General features: G+C 61.0%; 15 protein-coding genes and 1 pseudogene. 8 read left to right on the top strand and 8 right to left on the bottom strand.

What is annotated here, in order from left to right; all coding sequences use genetic code 11:
* Positions 1–17 precede the first annotated feature (17 nt).
* The 3 genes from U8D42_RS26850 (at position 18) to U8D42_RS26840 (ending at position 3,048) form a co-directional block, all read left to right on the top strand.
* Positions 18–458 (top strand): PaaI family thioesterase, encoded by a 441-nt coding sequence (locus U8D42_RS26850; RefSeq protein ID WP_007172283.1) that lies wholly within the window; start codon positions 18–20, stop codon positions 456–458.
* A 52-nt stretch (positions 459–510) separates the two neighbouring features.
* On the top strand, positions 511–1,407 hold the full coding sequence (locus U8D42_RS26845; RefSeq protein WP_033721570.1) for an alpha/beta fold hydrolase: 897 nt from the start codon (positions 511–513) through the stop codon (positions 1,405–1,407).
* A gap of 132 nt (positions 1,408–1,539) precedes the next feature.
* Positions 1,540–3,048 (top strand): carboxylesterase/lipase family protein, encoded by a 1,509-nt coding sequence (locus U8D42_RS26840; protein ID WP_033721569.1) that lies wholly within the window; start codon positions 1,540–1,542, stop codon positions 3,046–3,048.
* Between the two features lie 351 nt (positions 3,049–3,399).
* Here the strand turns inward: U8D42_RS26840 and istB are convergent, their stop codons facing one another.
* The gene (istB, locus tag U8D42_RS26835; RefSeq protein ID WP_007172566.1) at positions 3,400–4,209 is read right to left on the bottom strand and encodes an IS21-like element helper ATPase IstB; all 810 of its coding nucleotides are present in this window, start codon (positions 4,207–4,209) and stop codon (positions 3,400–3,402) included.
* Positions 4,206–5,714, bottom strand: a complete 1,509-nt coding sequence (gene istA / locus U8D42_RS26830; protein ID WP_079669096.1) for an IS21 family transposase — start codon at positions 5,712–5,714, stop codon at positions 4,206–4,208. The genes istB and istA overlap by 4 nt, the downstream gene beginning before the upstream one ends.
* A 248-nt stretch (positions 5,715–5,962) precedes the next feature.
* Between istA and U8D42_RS26825 the strand changes: the two genes are divergently transcribed.
* The 4 genes from U8D42_RS26825 (at position 5,963) to U8D42_RS26810 (ending at position 8,588) form a co-directional block, all read left to right on the top strand.
* Entirely contained in the window at positions 5,963–7,147 is a 1,185-nt protein-coding gene (locus tag U8D42_RS26825) for a ferritin-like domain-containing protein (protein WP_007172279.1), read from the top strand.
* Complete coding sequence (locus U8D42_RS26820; RefSeq protein WP_007172278.1) at positions 7,135–7,587, top strand: hypothetical protein; 453 nt, start codon at positions 7,135–7,137, stop codon at positions 7,585–7,587. Before U8D42_RS26825 ends, U8D42_RS26820 begins: the two co-directional genes overlap by 13 nt.
* A gap of 26 nt (positions 7,588–7,613) precedes the next feature.
* Positions 7,614–7,901: an NADH-quinone oxidoreductase subunit I gene (locus U8D42_RS26815; protein WP_007172277.1), complete on the top strand. Its 288-nt coding sequence runs from the start codon at positions 7,614–7,616 to the stop codon at positions 7,899–7,901.
* A 279-nt stretch (positions 7,902–8,180) separates the two neighbouring features.
* On the top strand, positions 8,181–8,588 hold the full coding sequence (locus U8D42_RS26810) for an SCP2 sterol-binding domain-containing protein (RefSeq protein ID WP_007172276.1): 408 nt from the start codon (positions 8,181–8,183) through the stop codon (positions 8,586–8,588).
* 327 nt (positions 8,589–8,915) lie between these two features.
* Here the strand turns inward: U8D42_RS26810 and U8D42_RS26805 are convergent, their stop codons facing one another.
* The 4 genes from U8D42_RS26805 to U8D42_RS26790 form a co-directional block, all read right to left on the bottom strand.
* Positions 8,916–9,869 carry an SDR family NAD(P)-dependent oxidoreductase gene (locus U8D42_RS26805; protein WP_007172275.1) on the bottom strand — a complete coding sequence of 318 codons (954 nt, stop codon included), beginning with the start codon at positions 9,867–9,869 and terminating at the stop codon, positions 8,916–8,918.
* The gene (locus U8D42_RS26800) at positions 9,866–11,494 is read right to left on the bottom strand and encodes a flavin-containing monooxygenase (protein ID WP_007172274.1); all 1,629 of its coding nucleotides are present in this window, start codon (positions 11,492–11,494) and stop codon (positions 9,866–9,868) included. The genes U8D42_RS26805 and U8D42_RS26800 overlap by 4 nt, the downstream gene beginning before the upstream one ends.
* A complete protein-coding gene (locus U8D42_RS26795; RefSeq protein WP_007172273.1) occupies positions 11,466–12,335 on the bottom strand; it encodes a metal-dependent hydrolase in 870 nt (289 codons plus the stop codon). The genes U8D42_RS26800 and U8D42_RS26795 overlap by 29 nt, the downstream gene beginning before the upstream one ends.
* A 69-nt stretch (positions 12,336–12,404) precedes the next feature.
* On the bottom strand, positions 12,405–13,295 hold the full coding sequence (locus tag U8D42_RS26790; protein WP_170826031.1) for a metal-dependent hydrolase: 891 nt from the start codon (positions 13,293–13,295) through the stop codon (positions 12,405–12,407).
* A 545-nt stretch (positions 13,296–13,840) separates the two neighbouring features.
* Between U8D42_RS26790 and U8D42_RS26785 the strand changes: the two genes are divergently transcribed.
* Positions 13,841–14,704: an SDR family NAD(P)-dependent oxidoreductase gene (locus U8D42_RS26785; RefSeq protein ID WP_007172270.1), complete on the top strand. Its 864-nt coding sequence runs from the start codon at positions 13,841–13,843 to the stop codon at positions 14,702–14,704.
* 212 nt (positions 14,705–14,916) lie between these two features.
* On the opposite strand, the gene U8D42_RS26780 is transcribed toward U8D42_RS26785, so the two are convergent.
* On the bottom strand, positions 14,917–15,933 hold the full coding sequence (locus U8D42_RS26780; RefSeq protein WP_033721575.1) for an AurF N-oxygenase family protein: 1,017 nt from the start codon (positions 15,931–15,933) through the stop codon (positions 14,917–14,919).
* 346 nt (positions 15,934–16,279) lie between these two features.
* Positions 16,280–16,483, bottom strand: a pseudogene (locus U8D42_RS26775) (IS3 family transposase); the annotation flags it as partial.
* Positions 16,484–16,702 lie beyond the last annotated feature (219 nt).

The raw sequence follows: 16,702 nt of genomic DNA, 5'->3' as shown, positions 1-16,702 counted from the left end.
GACGAGGGGCTCTAGACATGAAGTTCGAGCAGTTCAGCCAAGAGATTGCCGACGAGTTGCAGAATGCGGCGGCAACCGCGGGTGGGCTGTCCAGCTACTTGGGATTTCGGCACACCGAATTCGCCGCGGGACGTCTGGTTGTGGAGATGGATGCTCGGGACGACCTGATGACGCCGTTCGGCAACCTGCACGGCGGATGCTTGTCGGCGATGGTAGACCACTGTCTGGGCGTGGTGTTCTATCCGGTTATCCCAGCGGGATCATGGGTGGCCACAACGGAATTCAAGCTAAATCTGCTGCAGCCCGTGTCGAGCGGAGTGTGCGTTGCGGTCACCGAGATCATCGCGCTGGGCAAGCGTAGCGGTGTCGCCAGAATCGATGTCTCCAACGCGGGGCGCGCGGTATGCGCGGCGCAGGGAACCGTGACGGTGGTTAGCCCGAGGGGGTATTCCGGTTGATGGCGAGACTGAGCACGAGTGCCGTCCGAATTGGCTATCGCGGCCTAATCAAATGACTGTTACCTGCGAGCGAATCCGCACCGAAGACGGCGTCACCCTCACGGCGGATTTCTACCGGCACGACACCGCCCGCGCCGTCGTACTTCTCCTGCATGGTGGTGGTCAAAATCGCCACGCTTGGACCACCACGGCGCGCCGGTTGCATGCGCGCGGTTACACCGTCGTCGCCTACGATGCCCGAGGCCACGGCGATAGCGGGTGGGACCCGACTGGGCGATACGAACTCGCAGGACTCACATCCGATCTGCTGGCTGTGCGCGAACATGCGAGTGACGACCGCCCGCCGGTGGTCGTTGGTGCGTCGTTGGGTGGCATGACCATTTTGGGAACCCATCTGCTGGCACCAGCCGATTTGTGGTCAGCAGTCGTTCTTGTCGACATCACCCCGCGAATGGAGTTCCACGGTGCACGCCGCGTCGTGTCATTTATGGCCGCCCATCCCGACGGATTCGGCACGCTCGACGACGCGGCCGACGTCATCGCCCAATACAATCCGCACCGCGCTCGTCCCGAAAGCCTGGACGGACTGCGAAAAGTGTTGCGCCAACGCGACGATGGCAGGTGGATTTGGCGATGGGATCCGGCTTTCATCACCTCTAATTTTCAGTTCCTGCAAGGTGACCCCGCCACTGGTGCCGAACAGTTCGACGCGATCAGCGAACTGCTTGTTGAGGGGGCCCGTCGCGTGCAGGCACCAACGCTTCTGGTGCGCGGCGTCCTCTCGGATGTGACATCGCAGCAGTCGGTCGATGAATTCCTCCAGGTTGTCCCGCACGCCGAAGCGGTGGACGTTTCCGGCACAGGTCACATGGTGGCCGGCGACGACAACGACGCCTTCACTGCAGCAGTCGCCGGATTTCTCGACCGCACGATAGCCAATTCGGCCTGAGAACCTCTGAGCTGTGTGGCGCAGCCCAAAGCTGGCCATAGTTAAGGGCAGCCGACAGCTACCAAAACCAAGATATGCGTGACATCCATCCACTTAAGCAGGATGTGAATGGCCATTAGCTACAGTCGAGCGATGCACCTTCGTACCGTCTGCACCACAGTAACTTCCGGCTTGGTCGAGGGTTTCTCCCGAGACGGCGTGACCAGGTGGCGATCCATCCCCTACGCCGAGCCGCCCGTCGGGGCGTTGCGCCTAAGAGCCCCCCGGCCAATCGAGCCGTGGGAGGGAGTCTTGCCGTGTCACCGTTTCAGGTACTGTGCACCACAGCCGCGCAAATACACTTTTGTTGGCCTCGGCAAATATCAGCCGATGAGCGAAGACTGCCTGACGCTGAACGTCGTCGCGCCCGACACCAGATACGAGCGGCCGTTACCTGTGATGGTGTTCATCCATGGCGGCGCATACTTCCTCGGCAGCTCCGCGACACCGGTATATGACGGGGCATCGTTGGCTCGCAAGGGGTGCGTGTTCGTGTCAGTTAATTACCGGCTGGGCGCGCTTGGAGCAGTTGACCTCTCGTCTCTGTCTACCGACGCCTTCCGCATCGACGACAATCTTTATCTGCGTGATCTGGTTATGGCGCTCCGTTGGGTGCGTGACAACATCGCAAGCTTCGGCGGCAATCCCGACGCTGTGACGATATTCGGCGAGAGCGCAGGGGCACACGCAGTGGCGACGCTGTTGGCTGTTCCAGCTGCTAAAGGGCTGTTCGCTCAAGCCATTTCTGAGAGCCCCGCGGGAGGTTTGGCTAGTTCCCGTGAACAATCTGAAGAATACGCCGCAAGGTTTGCGGCGATTCTCGGAGCTCGGAGGCGAGACGCTGCCGCGGTCTTGCTGACCGCGCCGCCGACCGACCTCGTAGCGACTTTGGATCATCTGATCATGCAGGAAAGCCGCAACGCGCCGGGCGTATATCCGGTCGGTCCCACATATGGAACCGACTACCTGCCGCTGGATCCAATGGATTCGTTGCGCTTGGGAAAAGCACACCGAGTGCCTCTCGTCGTGGGTAACAATGCGGAAGAAGCCAAGCTGTTCACCCGCTTCCTGAAACTACTGCCAACGAACGAACCCAAGATCGAGCTGCTGCTATCGACTGTGGAATCTGCTGACCGTGAGCGGATTACGGCGGCGTACCCCTCTTATCCGAAAGCCGCTGCTTGTATTGAATTGGGAGGCGACTTCACGTTCGCATCGGTCGTATGGCAGATCGCCGACGCGCACAGCGCACACGCTCCGGTATACGTGTACCGCTATGACTACGCTCCGCGCACGTTGCGATGGTCCGGGCTGGGGGCCACTCATGCTACCGAATTGCTCGCAGTTTTCGACGTCTACAGAACGCGGTTGGGTCGGCTGCTCAGCGCGGCAGGCGACAAATATACGGCGCTGCGCATTACCGAGGATGTCCAGTCGCGGTGGTGCGCCTTCGCCCGCACAGGCGTGCCTGGCGCGGGTTGGCCCAGCCACGTCAGTGCCGACCATGCGGTGATGATCTTCGACAGGACATCGCGGGTCGAGTGTGACCCGCTTGCGGTTCGGCGCCAGGCGTGGGAGGGATTTACCTTCCGCCGCCCCTGACCGCATTCTGTGTGCATCTCGTTCCCGACATGCCGCGAACTGCCGCGGGCGAGGTATTCAAAGACAGAGCTTCGCCCGTAATTCGGCGGGGAGCGGCGTTCAGCCCTACGTTGAACCGCTGTTCGTCGCGTCAGCTGCTGATTACCACCACCACCTGGGAATGGAACCAGACGCCCAGGTAGTTGCGCGCGGAGCGCTTGAGCTTCAGCCTATCGGCTCGCGCTACGGCGGCGGGCCAAAAGTTTCGATAGTGGGATGGCCCACTCGGGTCAGAGTTGACCCTGCTGTCAATGGCCAAGTAGAAGTACCCGCTGGTGGCCGGATAAAAGTACCCACCCCGTGCAGTGATTCTTAGATTGGTTGGGGGTTCTCCTTCCGGTGTTGGGCGTCCTTCATTCGGTAGGACTGGCCGTCGGTGATGACGACGGTGGCGTGATGCAGGAGCCGGTCCAAGATGCTGACGGCGGTGGTCTGCTCGGGCAGGAATCGACCCCACTCTTGGAAGGGCCAGTGCGAGCCGATGGCCAGGGAGCGGCGTTCGTAGGCGCCGGCGACGAGGCGGAACAGCAGCTGGGTGCCGGTGTCGTCGAGTGGGGCGAAGCCCAGTTCGTCGAGGATGATCAGATCGACACGGAGCAGGGATTCGATGATCTTGCCGACGGTGTTGTCGGCCAAGCCGCGGTAGAGGGTTTCGACGAGGTCGGCGGCGGTGAAGTACCGGACCTTGTGCCCAGCATGAATCGCAGCGACCCCCAGTCCGATCAGGGTGTGGGACTTGCCGGTCCCAGCCGGTCCGATGATCGCCAGATTCTGTTGTGTGCGAACCCATTCCAGGCTCGACAGGTAGTCGAACACCTTGGGCTGAATCGACGATGCGGCCACGTCGAAGGACTCCAAGGTCTTGGTGACCGGGAACCCGGCAGCCTTGAGCCGGTTGACGACGTTGGAGGCATCCCGTGCCGCCAGTTCGGTCTCGACGAGGGTCCGTAGCACTTCTTCGGGGGTCCAGCGCTGGGTCTTGGCGGTGATTAGGACTTCGGGGGCGGTGCGCCGGATCGCGGCGAGCTTGAGCCGCCGCAGCCCGGCGTCGAGATCAGCGGCGAATTGCGGAGTGGACAGTGGTGCAACGGGTTTGGTTGCCTTGGCTGGCGTGCCGTTCATGACGTGGCACCACCGTCTGCGGCCGGGTTGACCGTGTAGGCAGCCAGGGATCGGGTCGGGGCGACTGGGAGGTCCAGGATCAACGCATCCCCGGCGGGGCGGGGCTGCGGCGTTCCGGCGCCGGCGGCCAGGATGGACCGCACGTCGATCGCGCGGAACCTCCGGAACGCGACCGCCCGGCGAAGCGCGCCGACCAAGGCGTCGGTGCCGTGGGCGGCGCCCAACGCCAGTAGGACTTCCAGTTCGGAGCCCAGCCGAGTGTTGCCGATCGCGGCGGCCCCGACCAGGAATGCTTGAGCATCCTCGCCGAGTGTGCAGAACTGTTGCTCAGCATGAGTTTTGGGTCGTGGTCCGCGGCTAGGTTCCGGGCGGGGACCGTCGTAGTGATCGTCGAGGACTGATGCGCTGCCTGGGGCACCCAGTTCGTGCTCAGCCACGATCACCCCAGTCGCGGGCTCCACGATGCACAGCGCGCCGTGATCGACGACGACGGCCACGCTGGTCCCGATCAGTCGGGTGGGCACCGAGTAGCGGGCCGAGGCATACCGGACACACGACAGCCGGTCGACCTTGCGGATCACCGACGGTGCCCCGATTCGAAGTTGCAGCGACGGCAACGGTTGCAGGAGTTCCCGTTCGATCAGCAGTTGCTCATCGGGGACCGCACAGATCTCCGAATGCACCGCGGCATTGACCTCCAGACACCACGCCCTGGCCGCAACGTTGGCAGCACGCAGATCAACCGGCACCCCGGCGATGGCGGCGTCGGTGAGCAGCGGGACGGCGAGGTCGCGTTGGGCGTAGCCGCACAAGTTCTCCACGATGCCCTTCGATTTAGGGTCGGATGCATGGCAGAAGTCCGGCGCGAAACCGTAATGACCTGCCAGCCGGACGTATTCGGCGGTAGGGATCACCACGTTGGCGACCACGCCGCCCTTCAGACAGGCCATCCGGTCGGCCAGCACCCGGGCCGGGACACCACCTATCCCGGCCATCGCTTCGGCGATCAACGCCAACGTCGTGGACGCCTTCTGGTCGGTGGCGAACGCGACGAAGCGCCACCGGGAGAACGCCAGCACTGCGCAGAACAGGAACAACCCGGGTGCGGCTTGGGCCCAGTCGATCACCAGATACTCACCCGGTGACCACACCGCCGGGCGACGTCCCCGGTGATGTTCGTTGCGCCACAACACCTTCGCCTCAGCAACGAGGCGACGGAAGTTGCGTGCCGACCCGTCGTAACCGGCGGCCTTCGCGATCGGCAACATCCGCTTCGCCGACATCCGACCCGCCGACTTCTCGACACGCTCGGCGACCAGATCGGCCACCGCATCGTAATTGTGGGCCCGCTCGACCCGCGGCGGTGCGCTCTCACCGGCTTCGAATTTCTCGACGACTTTCTTGACGGTCCTATGGGTGGTGCCGCACAGCTGCGCGGCGCCGCGGTATGACCCGACTTGTTGATAAGCAGAAATGATGTCCATGCGGTCCCTCGCAGACTTCAATGGAACTCCCCGGTGGTGACGATGAGTGGTTGGCACCTTCACCGTCACCACCGGGGCCCGCAGTTCCTGATCGACACGACGAACACGGGGTGGGTACTTTTATCCGGCCACCAGCGGATACCTCCACTTGGCCACCAGTGGGTACTTTTTCATGGCCACGGACACCTGCCGGACCTTACACGCGATGTGAGCGGCGCCATACGCTGGCGCTACGAATGGATTAGGTCACTAATGTGAAGGATCACCACATGACCGAGATGCTGACCCAGATGCAGGCGCTTCCCAGTGAAACTCCGCTCGAAGACGAGGCGTTGGCGGCTTACGAGAAGAAGTTTCGGGAGGACAACACGATTTGGGCTGAGTTGTTGCAGGAGAACCTCGACCGGCTCGGGCGCGGCTCGTTTTCGCTGCACTGGATGAACACCGACAAGGCCAATTGGGGTGTTCGCGCGCGCCCGAGTTCGCGGGGGTTGACCTATACCGACATCAACCGCCCGCCAGCCTACGGCACGCTGCCCGAGCACACGACGTGGCGCAACTTCGCCCCGCGCGGCTCTGTGCGTGAGCCCTATGTTGACCAGATGCCGACCATCGACGCTTATGACATCCTCGACAAGAAGGAGGCCTGGGCGGACAACGTCATGACGCTGTATGAGGAGGCCAAGGCACGGCAGTGGAACTCCACCAGCGATATTCCGTGGAACGAGCTGGAGCCCGCCAGTGAGGATCTGGAGAAGGCGGCGTGCCAGCTGGCTACCTCTTTGACGGAGGTTGAGTTCGTCGCCGGTGACTTTCCGTCGCGGTGGGTGTATCGCACCTCACCGGATTTCTACGAGGTTAAGAACTTCCTCGTGACGCAGATGATGGACGAGGCCCGCCACATGGAGGTGTTCCGAAAGCGTGCCCTCGCCGGCGGGGGAGGCTTGTTGCACGCCAGCCCGGCCCTGGAGTGGGCACTGAAGGCGATCCTCGAGTCGCCGAGCCACACCCAGGGCACGTTCCTGCTGAACGTGCTGGGCGAAGGGCTTGTCCTTACGATTTTCCGGGCCGGGGAGTACCTGTCCAAGACGCATGTCGACAAGGAGATCTTCCGGCGCTGCATGCAGGACGAGGCCCGTCACGTGTCGTACGGGACCCTGGAATTGAAGAACTTCCTCGACAGCTCGACTGATCGGGAAAAGGCGCTTTCGGATATGCATCGCTTCGCCGATCTTGGCGAGCAGATCATCCTCACCGCACTGAGCAGTCCCGGGCTGTTGGAACCGCTGGCCGTTCTTATGGGCGGTGGAGTGGACAAGATCGACGAAGGTATGGAGGGTGTGTCGTTCCTGTGGGGGACGATTATTGAGGAGTACCTGCAGCGCTGTGAGCGGGCCGGGTTTGACCGTCGCGAGAAGGTGACGATCCCCTTGGAGATGCCGTGGACGGCGTAAGTACGAGCGCAGATCTTCCTACCGTTGAGTGGTTCACCAGGCTGGCGGAGGTCAGTAAGGCTGACCTCGCCGAGTTCCGTAAACTCGGCGAGGTCGACTGCCGGTTTGCCGTCAACATCTTCGATGGCGGCCCAGATGGGTCTGCGTTGATTGTCCAGCTCACGTTCGACGGCTTCGAGGTGAGCGAGATCAAAGAGATCAGCGACACAGGGTTGGAGTCGATGGATTTCGTCATCGAAACCGACCGTGATTCGTGGCTGGACATGGTGGACAACATCCGCGCCGGAGACGGCCGACCGGACCTCGATCACACCCTCAACGCCTTGAGCATGGCGTCGACGCCGATACGGGTCTGGTCATCTGATCCTCTGGGCAAGGACATGTTTTTCCGCTACAACCAGAGTTTGCAGCATTTCATCAACAAGAGCGCTCGGCTGTGAGTCGCCGCTGAAGAAAAGGAAAGAGCATGAGCGGCACTCGGCGAGGCCATTTCTACATCGATGACACGTGCATCGGGTGCGGAGCGTGTGAGCACTCGTGCCCGGGACGGGTCGATGCCATATCCAAGAAGGCCGACGATTTCCTGGGCCGATTCGTCATCGACCTCGATGAATGCATCGACTGCGGGAAGTGCGTCCCGCTGTGCCCCGTCGATTGTATTCACGACGGGCGGGTCGAGGCGGCATTTGTCCCGGACAATGGCTACACGAAGATCGGAAAGCTATACGACTGGGCAGCGCGCAAAGATAGCTGATACATCAAAAGATCCAGGAGCTGAGGGATTGGCATCAGATTGGTGGCCGGGGCCACGTGTCGCGCGGCCGCTTGGCGCGGAGGTTGATTCTGACCTCTCTGCCAAAATTCGGACAGGCGATAGCTGTGGCTTCGACCCACAATGTCAGCTGCCGCATGAGCTCCCGCCGCGTCGCCGTCAGCTTTGCCGATCTATCACGACATCATCATCGTGGTTTTTCGGTCAGACCTCGCGGCGTCCCGACCATCACCACCCCATCAAATGACTAGGAGTTGTGTCATGGGCGTTTTCAAAGACGGCGTCGAGGCAACGAAGTACATTGCCGGGATCTTCGAGGAGGCGGTGGACGATGAGTCGATCGCCGATCAACTAGCGGCATCCGGTGTTGTGCTGCAGCTCAACTGCTCTGACCCGGATATCCAGGTTACGGTCGACATGCCTAATAAGAAGGTGTTCACCGGGAACTGTGACATCAAGCCTACCGTAGCGATGTTCATGACCTCTGACATGGCCAACCGGTTTTGGCAGGGCAACCTCAATCTCGCTGTCGCGCTGGCCAAAGGCCAGGTCCGCGCCAAGGGGCCGGTTCCAAAGATCCTGAAGCTTATTCCCGTCGCCAAGAAGCTTTTCCCGCGGTACGAGGAGCTGCTGCGGGCTGAGGGCCGTACTGACCTGCTGGTTGTTTGACGCGCGTCGACAAGTCGTCAAGCTGTATGGCGTACATCAAGCTCCTCGAGCGTAGATGTTCGAACGGGCCGGATAAGCGTCGGCCTGGTCGCTGCGACCGGCGTCTTGGTCCGCGCCGCACTTGAAGCCCTGCGCTACTAGGGTCCTGCGTCTGAAACCCGTTTACGGGTGTGGGGCAGGATTTCGTCGGGGTCATTTTCCATACCTGGGACTGTCTGAACAACGGTGGATCTGATCTTGGTCTGACACGCCGGGCGTGAGCTTGGCGGGAAGGACTGATGATGTCGGAAACACTCGACTTCGGAATGGCCATTGATCGTCAGCAGACTACTTTCCCGTGCTGACGACCGACGCCGCCGAATCGGCTCGACGGGGGACAAGTTTGTCCTGGTTCGTGGCGCGCTGGGTGCTCAACAGGCGAGTGCCCAGCCGCTGCAACGCCTCCACTGAGAATGGTTGTGTCATACGGCGGTTGACAGCGGGGGCAATGCGGAGCATGAAATAGCCCAGCCAGGCCTCGGTGCGCACCGGTACGACCGCGAGATCAAACCGTACAGCACGCACGGCGGCGCGAGCGACGAGGTCGGGACTCATCGGTGAGATCGGAAACTTCTCGCCAAATTCCTGGAGCTTCTTGGTGAACTGTTTTCCTTGTTCGATCAGTTCGTGGTTGACGCCGACAACCACCGCGCGATCACCTATATTGGTATTGATCACACCCGGGCATATCGCGCTGACGCCGATGCCTTTCGGTCCGAGCTCGAGCCGCAGGCATTCGGTCAGCATCTTCACGCCCGCTTTGGAAACCGAGTACGGCGACATAACCGGGGTGGGCGTGAATGCCGCCGCCGAGGCGATATTGACGATATGGCCACCGCCGTGTTCAACCATCTGGGCGCCGAAGAAACGGCACCCATGAACGACGCCCATTAGGTTCACACCGAGTTGGCGTTCCCAATCCGACGGACGCAGCTCTAAGAACGGGCCGCCCACCAAGATTCCTGCGTTATTGACCAGCACATCGGCGTATCCGTAATCGGCTAACACGCTGCGAGCGAGCGCCTCCCAGGCATCGGGGTCGATAACATCCAATTGCGCCGCCGACGCGCTGCGGGCATGACCACGGATCATCGCCGTGGTCGCTTGTGCCGCATCCAGATCGATGTCGGACACCACGACATGGGCGCCGAGCTTGGCAAACCTGATCGCTGTCGCCCGGCCAATACCGCTTGCAGCCCCGGTGACCACCACCACGCGTGGACGCAACCGATTGACCTTCACGCGTTCTCCTTCCTCATGGCCCCGATCGCACCCGGAAGCTTAACGCCCGTACTGTAGCGGTAGACATCAAGGTTGTAATGTCGGTTCTGCCAATACATTTCGCCATGCGTCGACGGCCGAAACGGTGAATCGCCCTGGCTGTTGATATAGTAGGTATTCGAATCCGCGCAGGTCGGAGTGAACAGAAAGTTCTTTTCCTGGCGCTTCAAACACTTCCGGAAATACTCGTCGTGGACTTCCTGACGTATCTCGCAGACCGTCGCGCCGCAGCGCTTCGCCTCGGCTATAGCGCGGCTCAGATGAGCCGACGTCGCTTCGATCATCCACAGATATGATCCCAGCACGAAGCCATAAGGCCCAGTGATGGAGAACATGTTCGGAAATTTGGGAACAGACACGCCTTGATACGACTGGTATCTCTGCTCATACCAGAACCGCCCGAGATCGATGCCGTCGCGCCCGATGACGGGAAAGGGTGGCACTGCACCCGTATCCCACAGCTTGAACCCGGTCGCGCATATCAACACGTCGACCTCGTGCTCTACACCATCCACTGTCCGCACCCCCTTCCTGGTTATGCACTCGATCGCATCGGTGACCAGGCTGACATCTTCGCGGTTGAATGTGCGGAGGTAGTCGTTTGACATCGATGGGCGCTTGCAGCCCAAGCCATAGTGTGGGATCAGCTTCTCCCGAATTACTGGATCCTCGATTTGCCGACGCATCCAGCGGCGTGTAGCTAGCTCGAGCAGCTGGCGAGTCCCGTTCACTAGCCACCCTGGACCGACCCACATCCCCGCCATCCCGATCTCAGTTGCGACAGTGCCCACCGTGCGGATAGCCGAGCGGATTCGTTTACGGCCCAGGACCCATCGGCCGACGGACTTGATCTCCATATCCGGTTTGGGGAACACCCAGATCGGCGTTCGCTGGAAGACGGTCAGATGTTCGACCTCGTCAACGATGGCCGGGACAAGCTGGAGCGCCGTGGCGCCCGTGCCGATCACCGCGACGCGCTTACCGGCCAGCACCACGTCGTGATCCCATAGCGCGGTGTGCACGAGCGCACCCCCGTACTCGTCCAAACCTGGGATATCGGGCATCTTCGGGCGTTCCAGGCCGCCGACCGCCATTACGACATATCGGCTCGTGATCTCCTGGTTGCCGGCGGCGGTCAATCGCCATAGACTGTTGTGCTCATCAAACACCGCCGAGGCGACGGTGGTGTTCAACCGAAGCTTCTCACGCAGGCCGTATTGGTCCACGACGTCATCGGCGTAATCCCGAAGCTCGTCACCCGGAGCGAAGATCCGCGACCAATCACCGCGCTGCTCGTAGGAAAAGCTGTAGACAAACGACGGAATATCCACCGCCACACCCGGATATGTGTTCGCATGCCAGGTGCCGCCCACCCGATCCCACTTGTCGACGATGACAAAGTCGTGAATACCTCTCCGTTGCAAGGCGATACCGGCGCCGATACCGCCGAACCCAGCGCCCACAATGACGACGTCATGGTCAGGAGTGACACGCTCGGCAGCAGGTAACTGTTCAATCTCGACTTTTGTACTCAATTCGGGCTCGCCGGACTTGCTGCTACTTTTGGTAACCCACAAGGGTGCCATGGGTCCCGAACAGTTCCTGCTGCCACTTGTTCAGCAGCGCACGGGTGTCGACATCGTCGGGATGAAAGCCGGGTTTCATGTAGATGCGCAGGTCGGCCATCAAACCCTTGAGCAGCGGGCCTCGAAACACAGCACGCGCTTGACGCGTCACTTTGATCGGATGCCACCCTTTAGGGTCCGTCGCGATGGACAGCAACACGCCGATCGTTATCACCGGGATGGCCAGAACGTATAAAACCCCCATCACACCGATGCGAAGCCACTCCGGCCCGCGGACCGACCGGTAAACGTCGAAGGCAACCGATTTGTGCTCCAGCTCTTCCACCGCGTGCCAGTTGAGCAGGTTTCGCACCTCGGGATCACCAGGGATCTTCTGTAACTCCTCGCCTAGCATTCGCTCAGCCAGCGTGGCAGTGAAGTGTTCAGCCGCTGCAGTGACCGCCAGGGGTACCCGCGCGGGCAGCAGGTTTTCGATCCGCACCAACAGCCGCTGCCGCCGACTATTGGCATCGAACATGAAAAAACTGACCAGGGGATAGCCCCTGTCCACCAATTGCTCGTTGAGCCGGCGGTGTTCCTGCCCATGCACCGACTCCTGACCAATGAATCCGGCCACCCGCTTCTTTAACTCCGGATCGGTCACCCGATCGGCGAAGCGCCGGACCGACCTGATAAATAATTCCTCGCCGGGCGGAAATATGCCCGACAGCAACGCCACAAGGTGGCTAAGCACGATGTCGCCCTCAACGAAGTGACGCTGCATCGGCTGCGGATCACCGAATGAGAACCGAATCCGGCGAGTTTTCGGATACGCCTTTTTTGCTGGTCTTTCCGGTGCCATTCCTGTGTTCGCAACTGCTGCGTGACTAGCTACCATGACACTCTCCTTTGTTTTGAGTGTGGTGGTCGGTCACTTCAGGTAGCCGACCAGGGCCCCCTCGGTGCCGAAGAGTTCCTCCTGCCATTGCTCCAGCAACGCGTTGGTGTCGATGTCGTCGGGATGAAATCCCGGTCGCAGGTATTGCCTGAGCTCTGGGATCACGCCACGAAGAATGGGGCCGCGGTAGAGCCGATAGGTCTCACGCACCAGTCGCACTGGCTGACGGCGCGCTTCGGGATCCCGCGCCACCGAACAAGCCAGTACGGCGGTTATGAGGAGGAGCAGAAGGGGGATCATTACCGCCATCACACGTCGACGCACCCGCTCGGTACCCCGCACCGAGCGGAATACATCAAAGGCAACCGACTTGTGCTCAAGTTCCTCCAGCGCATGCCAGTTCAGCAGGTTCCACACCTCCGCATCACCCGGGATCGCCTGGATCTCCTCATCGCCGAGCAGCCGCTCAGCAAGTACGGCGGTGAAGTGTTCTGCGGCTGCTGTCACCGCCAGCGGAATCCGGGCCGGCAGCACCTCCTCGATGCGTTTCACCCAATCAACAAACTTTTCGGAATCCCACCACCCAATCGGATACCCCATGTCAACGAGCTTGTCATTGAGCGCCCGATGCTGCTGGCCATGCACCGATTCCTGACCGATAAACCCGGCCACCCGCTTCTTCAACCCAGGGTCGGCGATCTCATCGGCAAACCGGCGCACCGACCGAATGAACAACTCCTCCCCCGGCGGGAACGACCCCGACAAGTTCGCCAGAAAGTGGCTGAAGATGATGTCGTCGTTAACGAAATACTTGCTGCCCTGGGCAAACGGGAAACGTATCCGCCGGGTCGTCGGATACCGAGACCCCTCACTCACCGCATTTGCAGTGGTCGCTGCCTCTTGCACTATGTGGTCGCTCGTCATAACAAGATACCCCTTCCTCGAACACCCGGTTTCCGATACCGACAGTACTAGGTGTTTAGTGAGACGTTACTGCGGATCGACAGGGCGCGCAAGACTCCGCAATGACGTGTAGAAGCGCTGCGTTTGAGAGCCGCATCACACCGCCGCGTACGCTGTCACCTCCACGACTCCTGCCTTTAAACTGTTTTGACAATCGGCCCAAACCGCAGTACATAGTACTAGTCGTTACGTATACTGTTTGTTCGGAAAATTGCTTACTCGGAAGCAGGGAGCGTTCAAGCTGGATACCGGCATCGAGGCTCTCAGCAACCACTCGTACGGCGCGTAACAGGGAGGCTCGCGTTTCATGTTCCGGGATACCTAGCGGTTCTAGCTGCTCTACGGGCGCCTGTGGCGACGGTGAACATCCCGGACGGGATTGGCACCCAGCGCCATGCCGTGTAGTGCAGTGGACTCTGGTTGTTACAGAAGAGGATGGGGGCGGTGTCAACGATCTGCGGAACCGGCCGTCGGCCAGTCCAAATACATTCGGAGGCGATCAGTTTATGAAGGACTTCACCAATAAAGTGGCAGTAATCACCGGCGCTGGCTCAGGTATCGGCCGTAACCTGGCGTTGAGCTTGGCTGAACAGGGGGCGCAGCTGGCGCTGTCGGACATCGATACGAGCGCGCTGGCCGATACCGCTGGTCGATGCGAGAAGGTCGGAGCTAAGGCGGTGCCGTTCGAGCTCGATGTAGCCCAACGGCCGGCAGTTTACGAACACGCAAAGAATGTCGTCAGTGAATTCGGCAGAGTGAACCTTGTTTTCAACAACGCGGGTGTGGCACTCTCGGCCGACGTGGCCGACATGGATTGGGACGACTTCGAGTGGCTGATGGGCATCAACTTTTGGGGGGTGGCCCATGGCACCAAGGCATTCATGCCGCACCTGATCGCGTCCGGCGATGGCCACATCGTCAATGTGTCATCGGTTTTCGGGTTCGTCGGGATTCCGTCACAAAGCGCCTACAATGCCGCCAAATTCGCCGTCCGCGGCTTCACCGAGGCCCTACGCCAAGAACTCCGGGCCGCCAGGCATCCGGTAGGTGTGACCTGCGTTCACCCGGGCGGGGTGAAGACCAACATCGCCGGTCACGCCCGAGGGCTGCCCGACGGCTCGGACCCCGAAACGCTTAGCCGCCTTTTCCATAGGATCGCGTTCACCAGCCCCGAATCAGCCTCGAGGGCGATACTGCGTGGGGTCAAGAAGAATAAGCCGCGGGTGCTGATCGGTCCTGACGCAAGAGTTTTCGATGCCATTCCCCGAATCCTCGGCCCTCGCTACGAGGACATCATGGCGTCGTTCTATCGCACCGGGCGCTACGGTGCGGGGCGTCGACTCGCCGAACGCCTCGGCCTGCCCAGGTAGTAAGAGCCAACCCTGACGACTGGCGAAATGATTTGCTGGTGGAGCCACAACGTTGGCATACCTGCATCCTCGTTACCAAGGTCAGGAGCCTCCGGGATTTGCAGGACGATTCATCTGGAACGACAATCCTCGACCCTACGTCTGGATCAGAACCGCCGACCAAATCCTGGCAGCATCAGCTAACTACTGCTCCAAATTAGTGACTCACAACGCTAGGCGACCGCGACCAGGTGCTGGCGCTGCGGCTCGCAGCGATAACGCGACGGCTTGCCGTTGATCTTGCAGATCCGCCACACCATTCGCGCGATCGGGTTCATCAGCCCGGTGTCGTAGCACAGCATCCGCACGTCACCGAACATGTCACGCAGCGCCTTGCGCGACTCCAGGGACCCGAAGAACACCTGCTTGCGGACCTCGCGCGGGATGTCGAATTCCTGCCAGAAGGCCTTCGGCGGGACCACGATCGCCGAGCATGCCACCCGCATAATCACCGGCACGTATAACGACAGCCAAAACCGCTTACGCCGCGGTAAGTGCGGCACACGCTTACGCAGATACTCGTGAGCAAACGAGATGTGCCGAGCCTCTTCGGCCACGTGGATGGACATCACCCGCTCCATGATCGGGTGCAGTTCCTTGCCCTCACGTAACACGTTCTTCTGAGTGTGGTCGATGGGTTCCTCACCGGCGAGGATGCCGAACCAGAACGGGATCGGCAGAGGGCTAGCGACCAGCGGGATCAGCGGCGAAAGCCACTTCAGCTGCCGCCGCATCCCAGGCACGTCGGCGCCGATGTGGTTCACCATCTCCTGAAACATCATGGTGTGGTTGCACTCTTCGACCGCCTCGTGCAGGCAGTACCGGTACTCCGGGGACCCGTTCGGCACCCAGAACGCGTACCCCATCAGGCCGCGGATGAGGACCGACTCGAAGTGCAGCCCCACCTTGGCCACATTGGCCTGACGCCACATGCCGATCCTGATTTGGCGTTCCTCCGACTGCGCCTGATACCACGGGTGCCGGCCCAGCGGGTCAGTCGCCGGCAACTTCCAGCGGGGGTCGTTGTCGACTACCGCGTACTCAGGTGCGGTCCAGTCGATGTCGATGTATGGGTTGAAATTGCGTCGCACTGAGCCCTCAGACAGGACGCGCAGCACGTCGGCATACTCGGCGTCGTCCAGCACGTCCATGTTGCGGCGCCAACGCCGCACCAACCTCGTCCGAGCGATCTTCTGGGCCATCGCCAGCCTCCTACCGAAAGTTCACATCAGAAAAGCTACTGATACGGTACCGCTGGTATCGCCAACTTTTCAAAAGCCTGTCCATTTAAGGGCTTGTACCCGCCGCAACAGGTTCGGGCCGTCGCGCAGCCACGCCACCACGAGCCTATTGAAAGTCATTTTCATTACGATATCGCCCGCTCCTAGCTCGCTTGGCAGGGGCGCGGGCACCGATGTCGCCGGAGCCGAGGTTGGGGGCATCAGCGATCAGTAATTTGTACACTATCCCGCTCGTCGCGTCCTCGAGGCACGCTCCAGCCGCTGTGTTCAAGCAGTGCGGCCGAAGTGAACCATCCTATGCACCCTCGGGGTTCTGTGAGCCGGCCGGTTGGTCGGTCACGTGTTGGGAATAGTACTGGGCTTCGGCTTCGGCGCGTGGGACTCGTCCGAGGCGGTGCATGAGCCGCTGCTGGTTGTACCAGGCGACATAGTCGGCGGTGACGTGTTCGACGTCGGACAGGGTGTTCAGCGGGCCGCGGCGAAACGGGGAATCCGCGCGCCATCATCTCCTCACTGCACACTCACACCTGTTCATCTCAAGGTGCGGCCGCCCGCGGATAACGCATGGGGACAACGATTCTGATCCTCGTGCTCAACTAGCGGCAACAGTGAAGGGCCCAACAGCGGCATCCGACGCCCGGCTCGATGCACGGCCTCGTAGGACCACAGTTGTTAGACGGCGTCGACAGGCGACCACTGCATAATTTTCATCTCCTGA

Source organism: Mycobacterium europaeum, from assembly GCF_034555895.2.
Classification (GTDB): Bacteria; Actinomycetota; Actinomycetes; order Mycobacteriales; family Mycobacteriaceae; genus Mycobacterium; species Mycobacterium europaeum.
Note: the sequence above shows the minus strand (reverse complement) of the source record. Positions and strands in the feature narration are given on the sequence as shown.

Coding starts and splice junctions, on each gene's coding strand:
- U8D42_RS26795 (WP_007172273.1), bottom strand. CDS start 12,335: ATGGCACCGGAAAGACCAGCAAAAAAGGCGTATCCGAAAACTCGCCGG.
- istB (WP_007172566.1), bottom strand. CDS start 4,209: ATGAACGGCACGCCAGCCAAGGCAACCAAACCCGTTGCACCACTGTCC.
- U8D42_RS26825 (WP_007172279.1), top strand. CDS start 5,963: ATGACCGAGATGCTGACCCAGATGCAGGCGCTTCCCAGTGAAACTCCG.
- U8D42_RS26845 (WP_033721570.1), top strand. CDS start 511: ATGACTGTTACCTGCGAGCGAATCCGCACCGAAGACGGCGTCACCCTC.
- U8D42_RS26790 (WP_170826031.1), bottom strand. CDS start 13,295: ATGACGAGCGACCACATAGTGCAAGAGGCAGCGACCACTGCAAATGCG.
- U8D42_RS26850 (WP_007172283.1), top strand. CDS start 18: ATGAAGTTCGAGCAGTTCAGCCAAGAGATTGCCGACGAGTTGCAGAAT.
- U8D42_RS26840 (WP_033721569.1), top strand. CDS start 1,540: ATGCACCTTCGTACCGTCTGCACCACAGTAACTTCCGGCTTGGTCGAG.
- U8D42_RS26785 (WP_007172270.1), top strand. CDS start 13,841: ATGAAGGACTTCACCAATAAAGTGGCAGTAATCACCGGCGCTGGCTCA.
- U8D42_RS26810 (WP_007172276.1), top strand. CDS start 8,181: ATGGGCGTTTTCAAAGACGGCGTCGAGGCAACGAAGTACATTGCCGGG.
- U8D42_RS26815 (WP_007172277.1), top strand. CDS start 7,614: ATGAGCGGCACTCGGCGAGGCCATTTCTACATCGATGACACGTGCATC.
- U8D42_RS26800 (WP_007172274.1), bottom strand. CDS start 11,494: ATGGCACCCTTGTGGGTTACCAAAAGTAGCAGCAAGTCCGGCGAGCCC.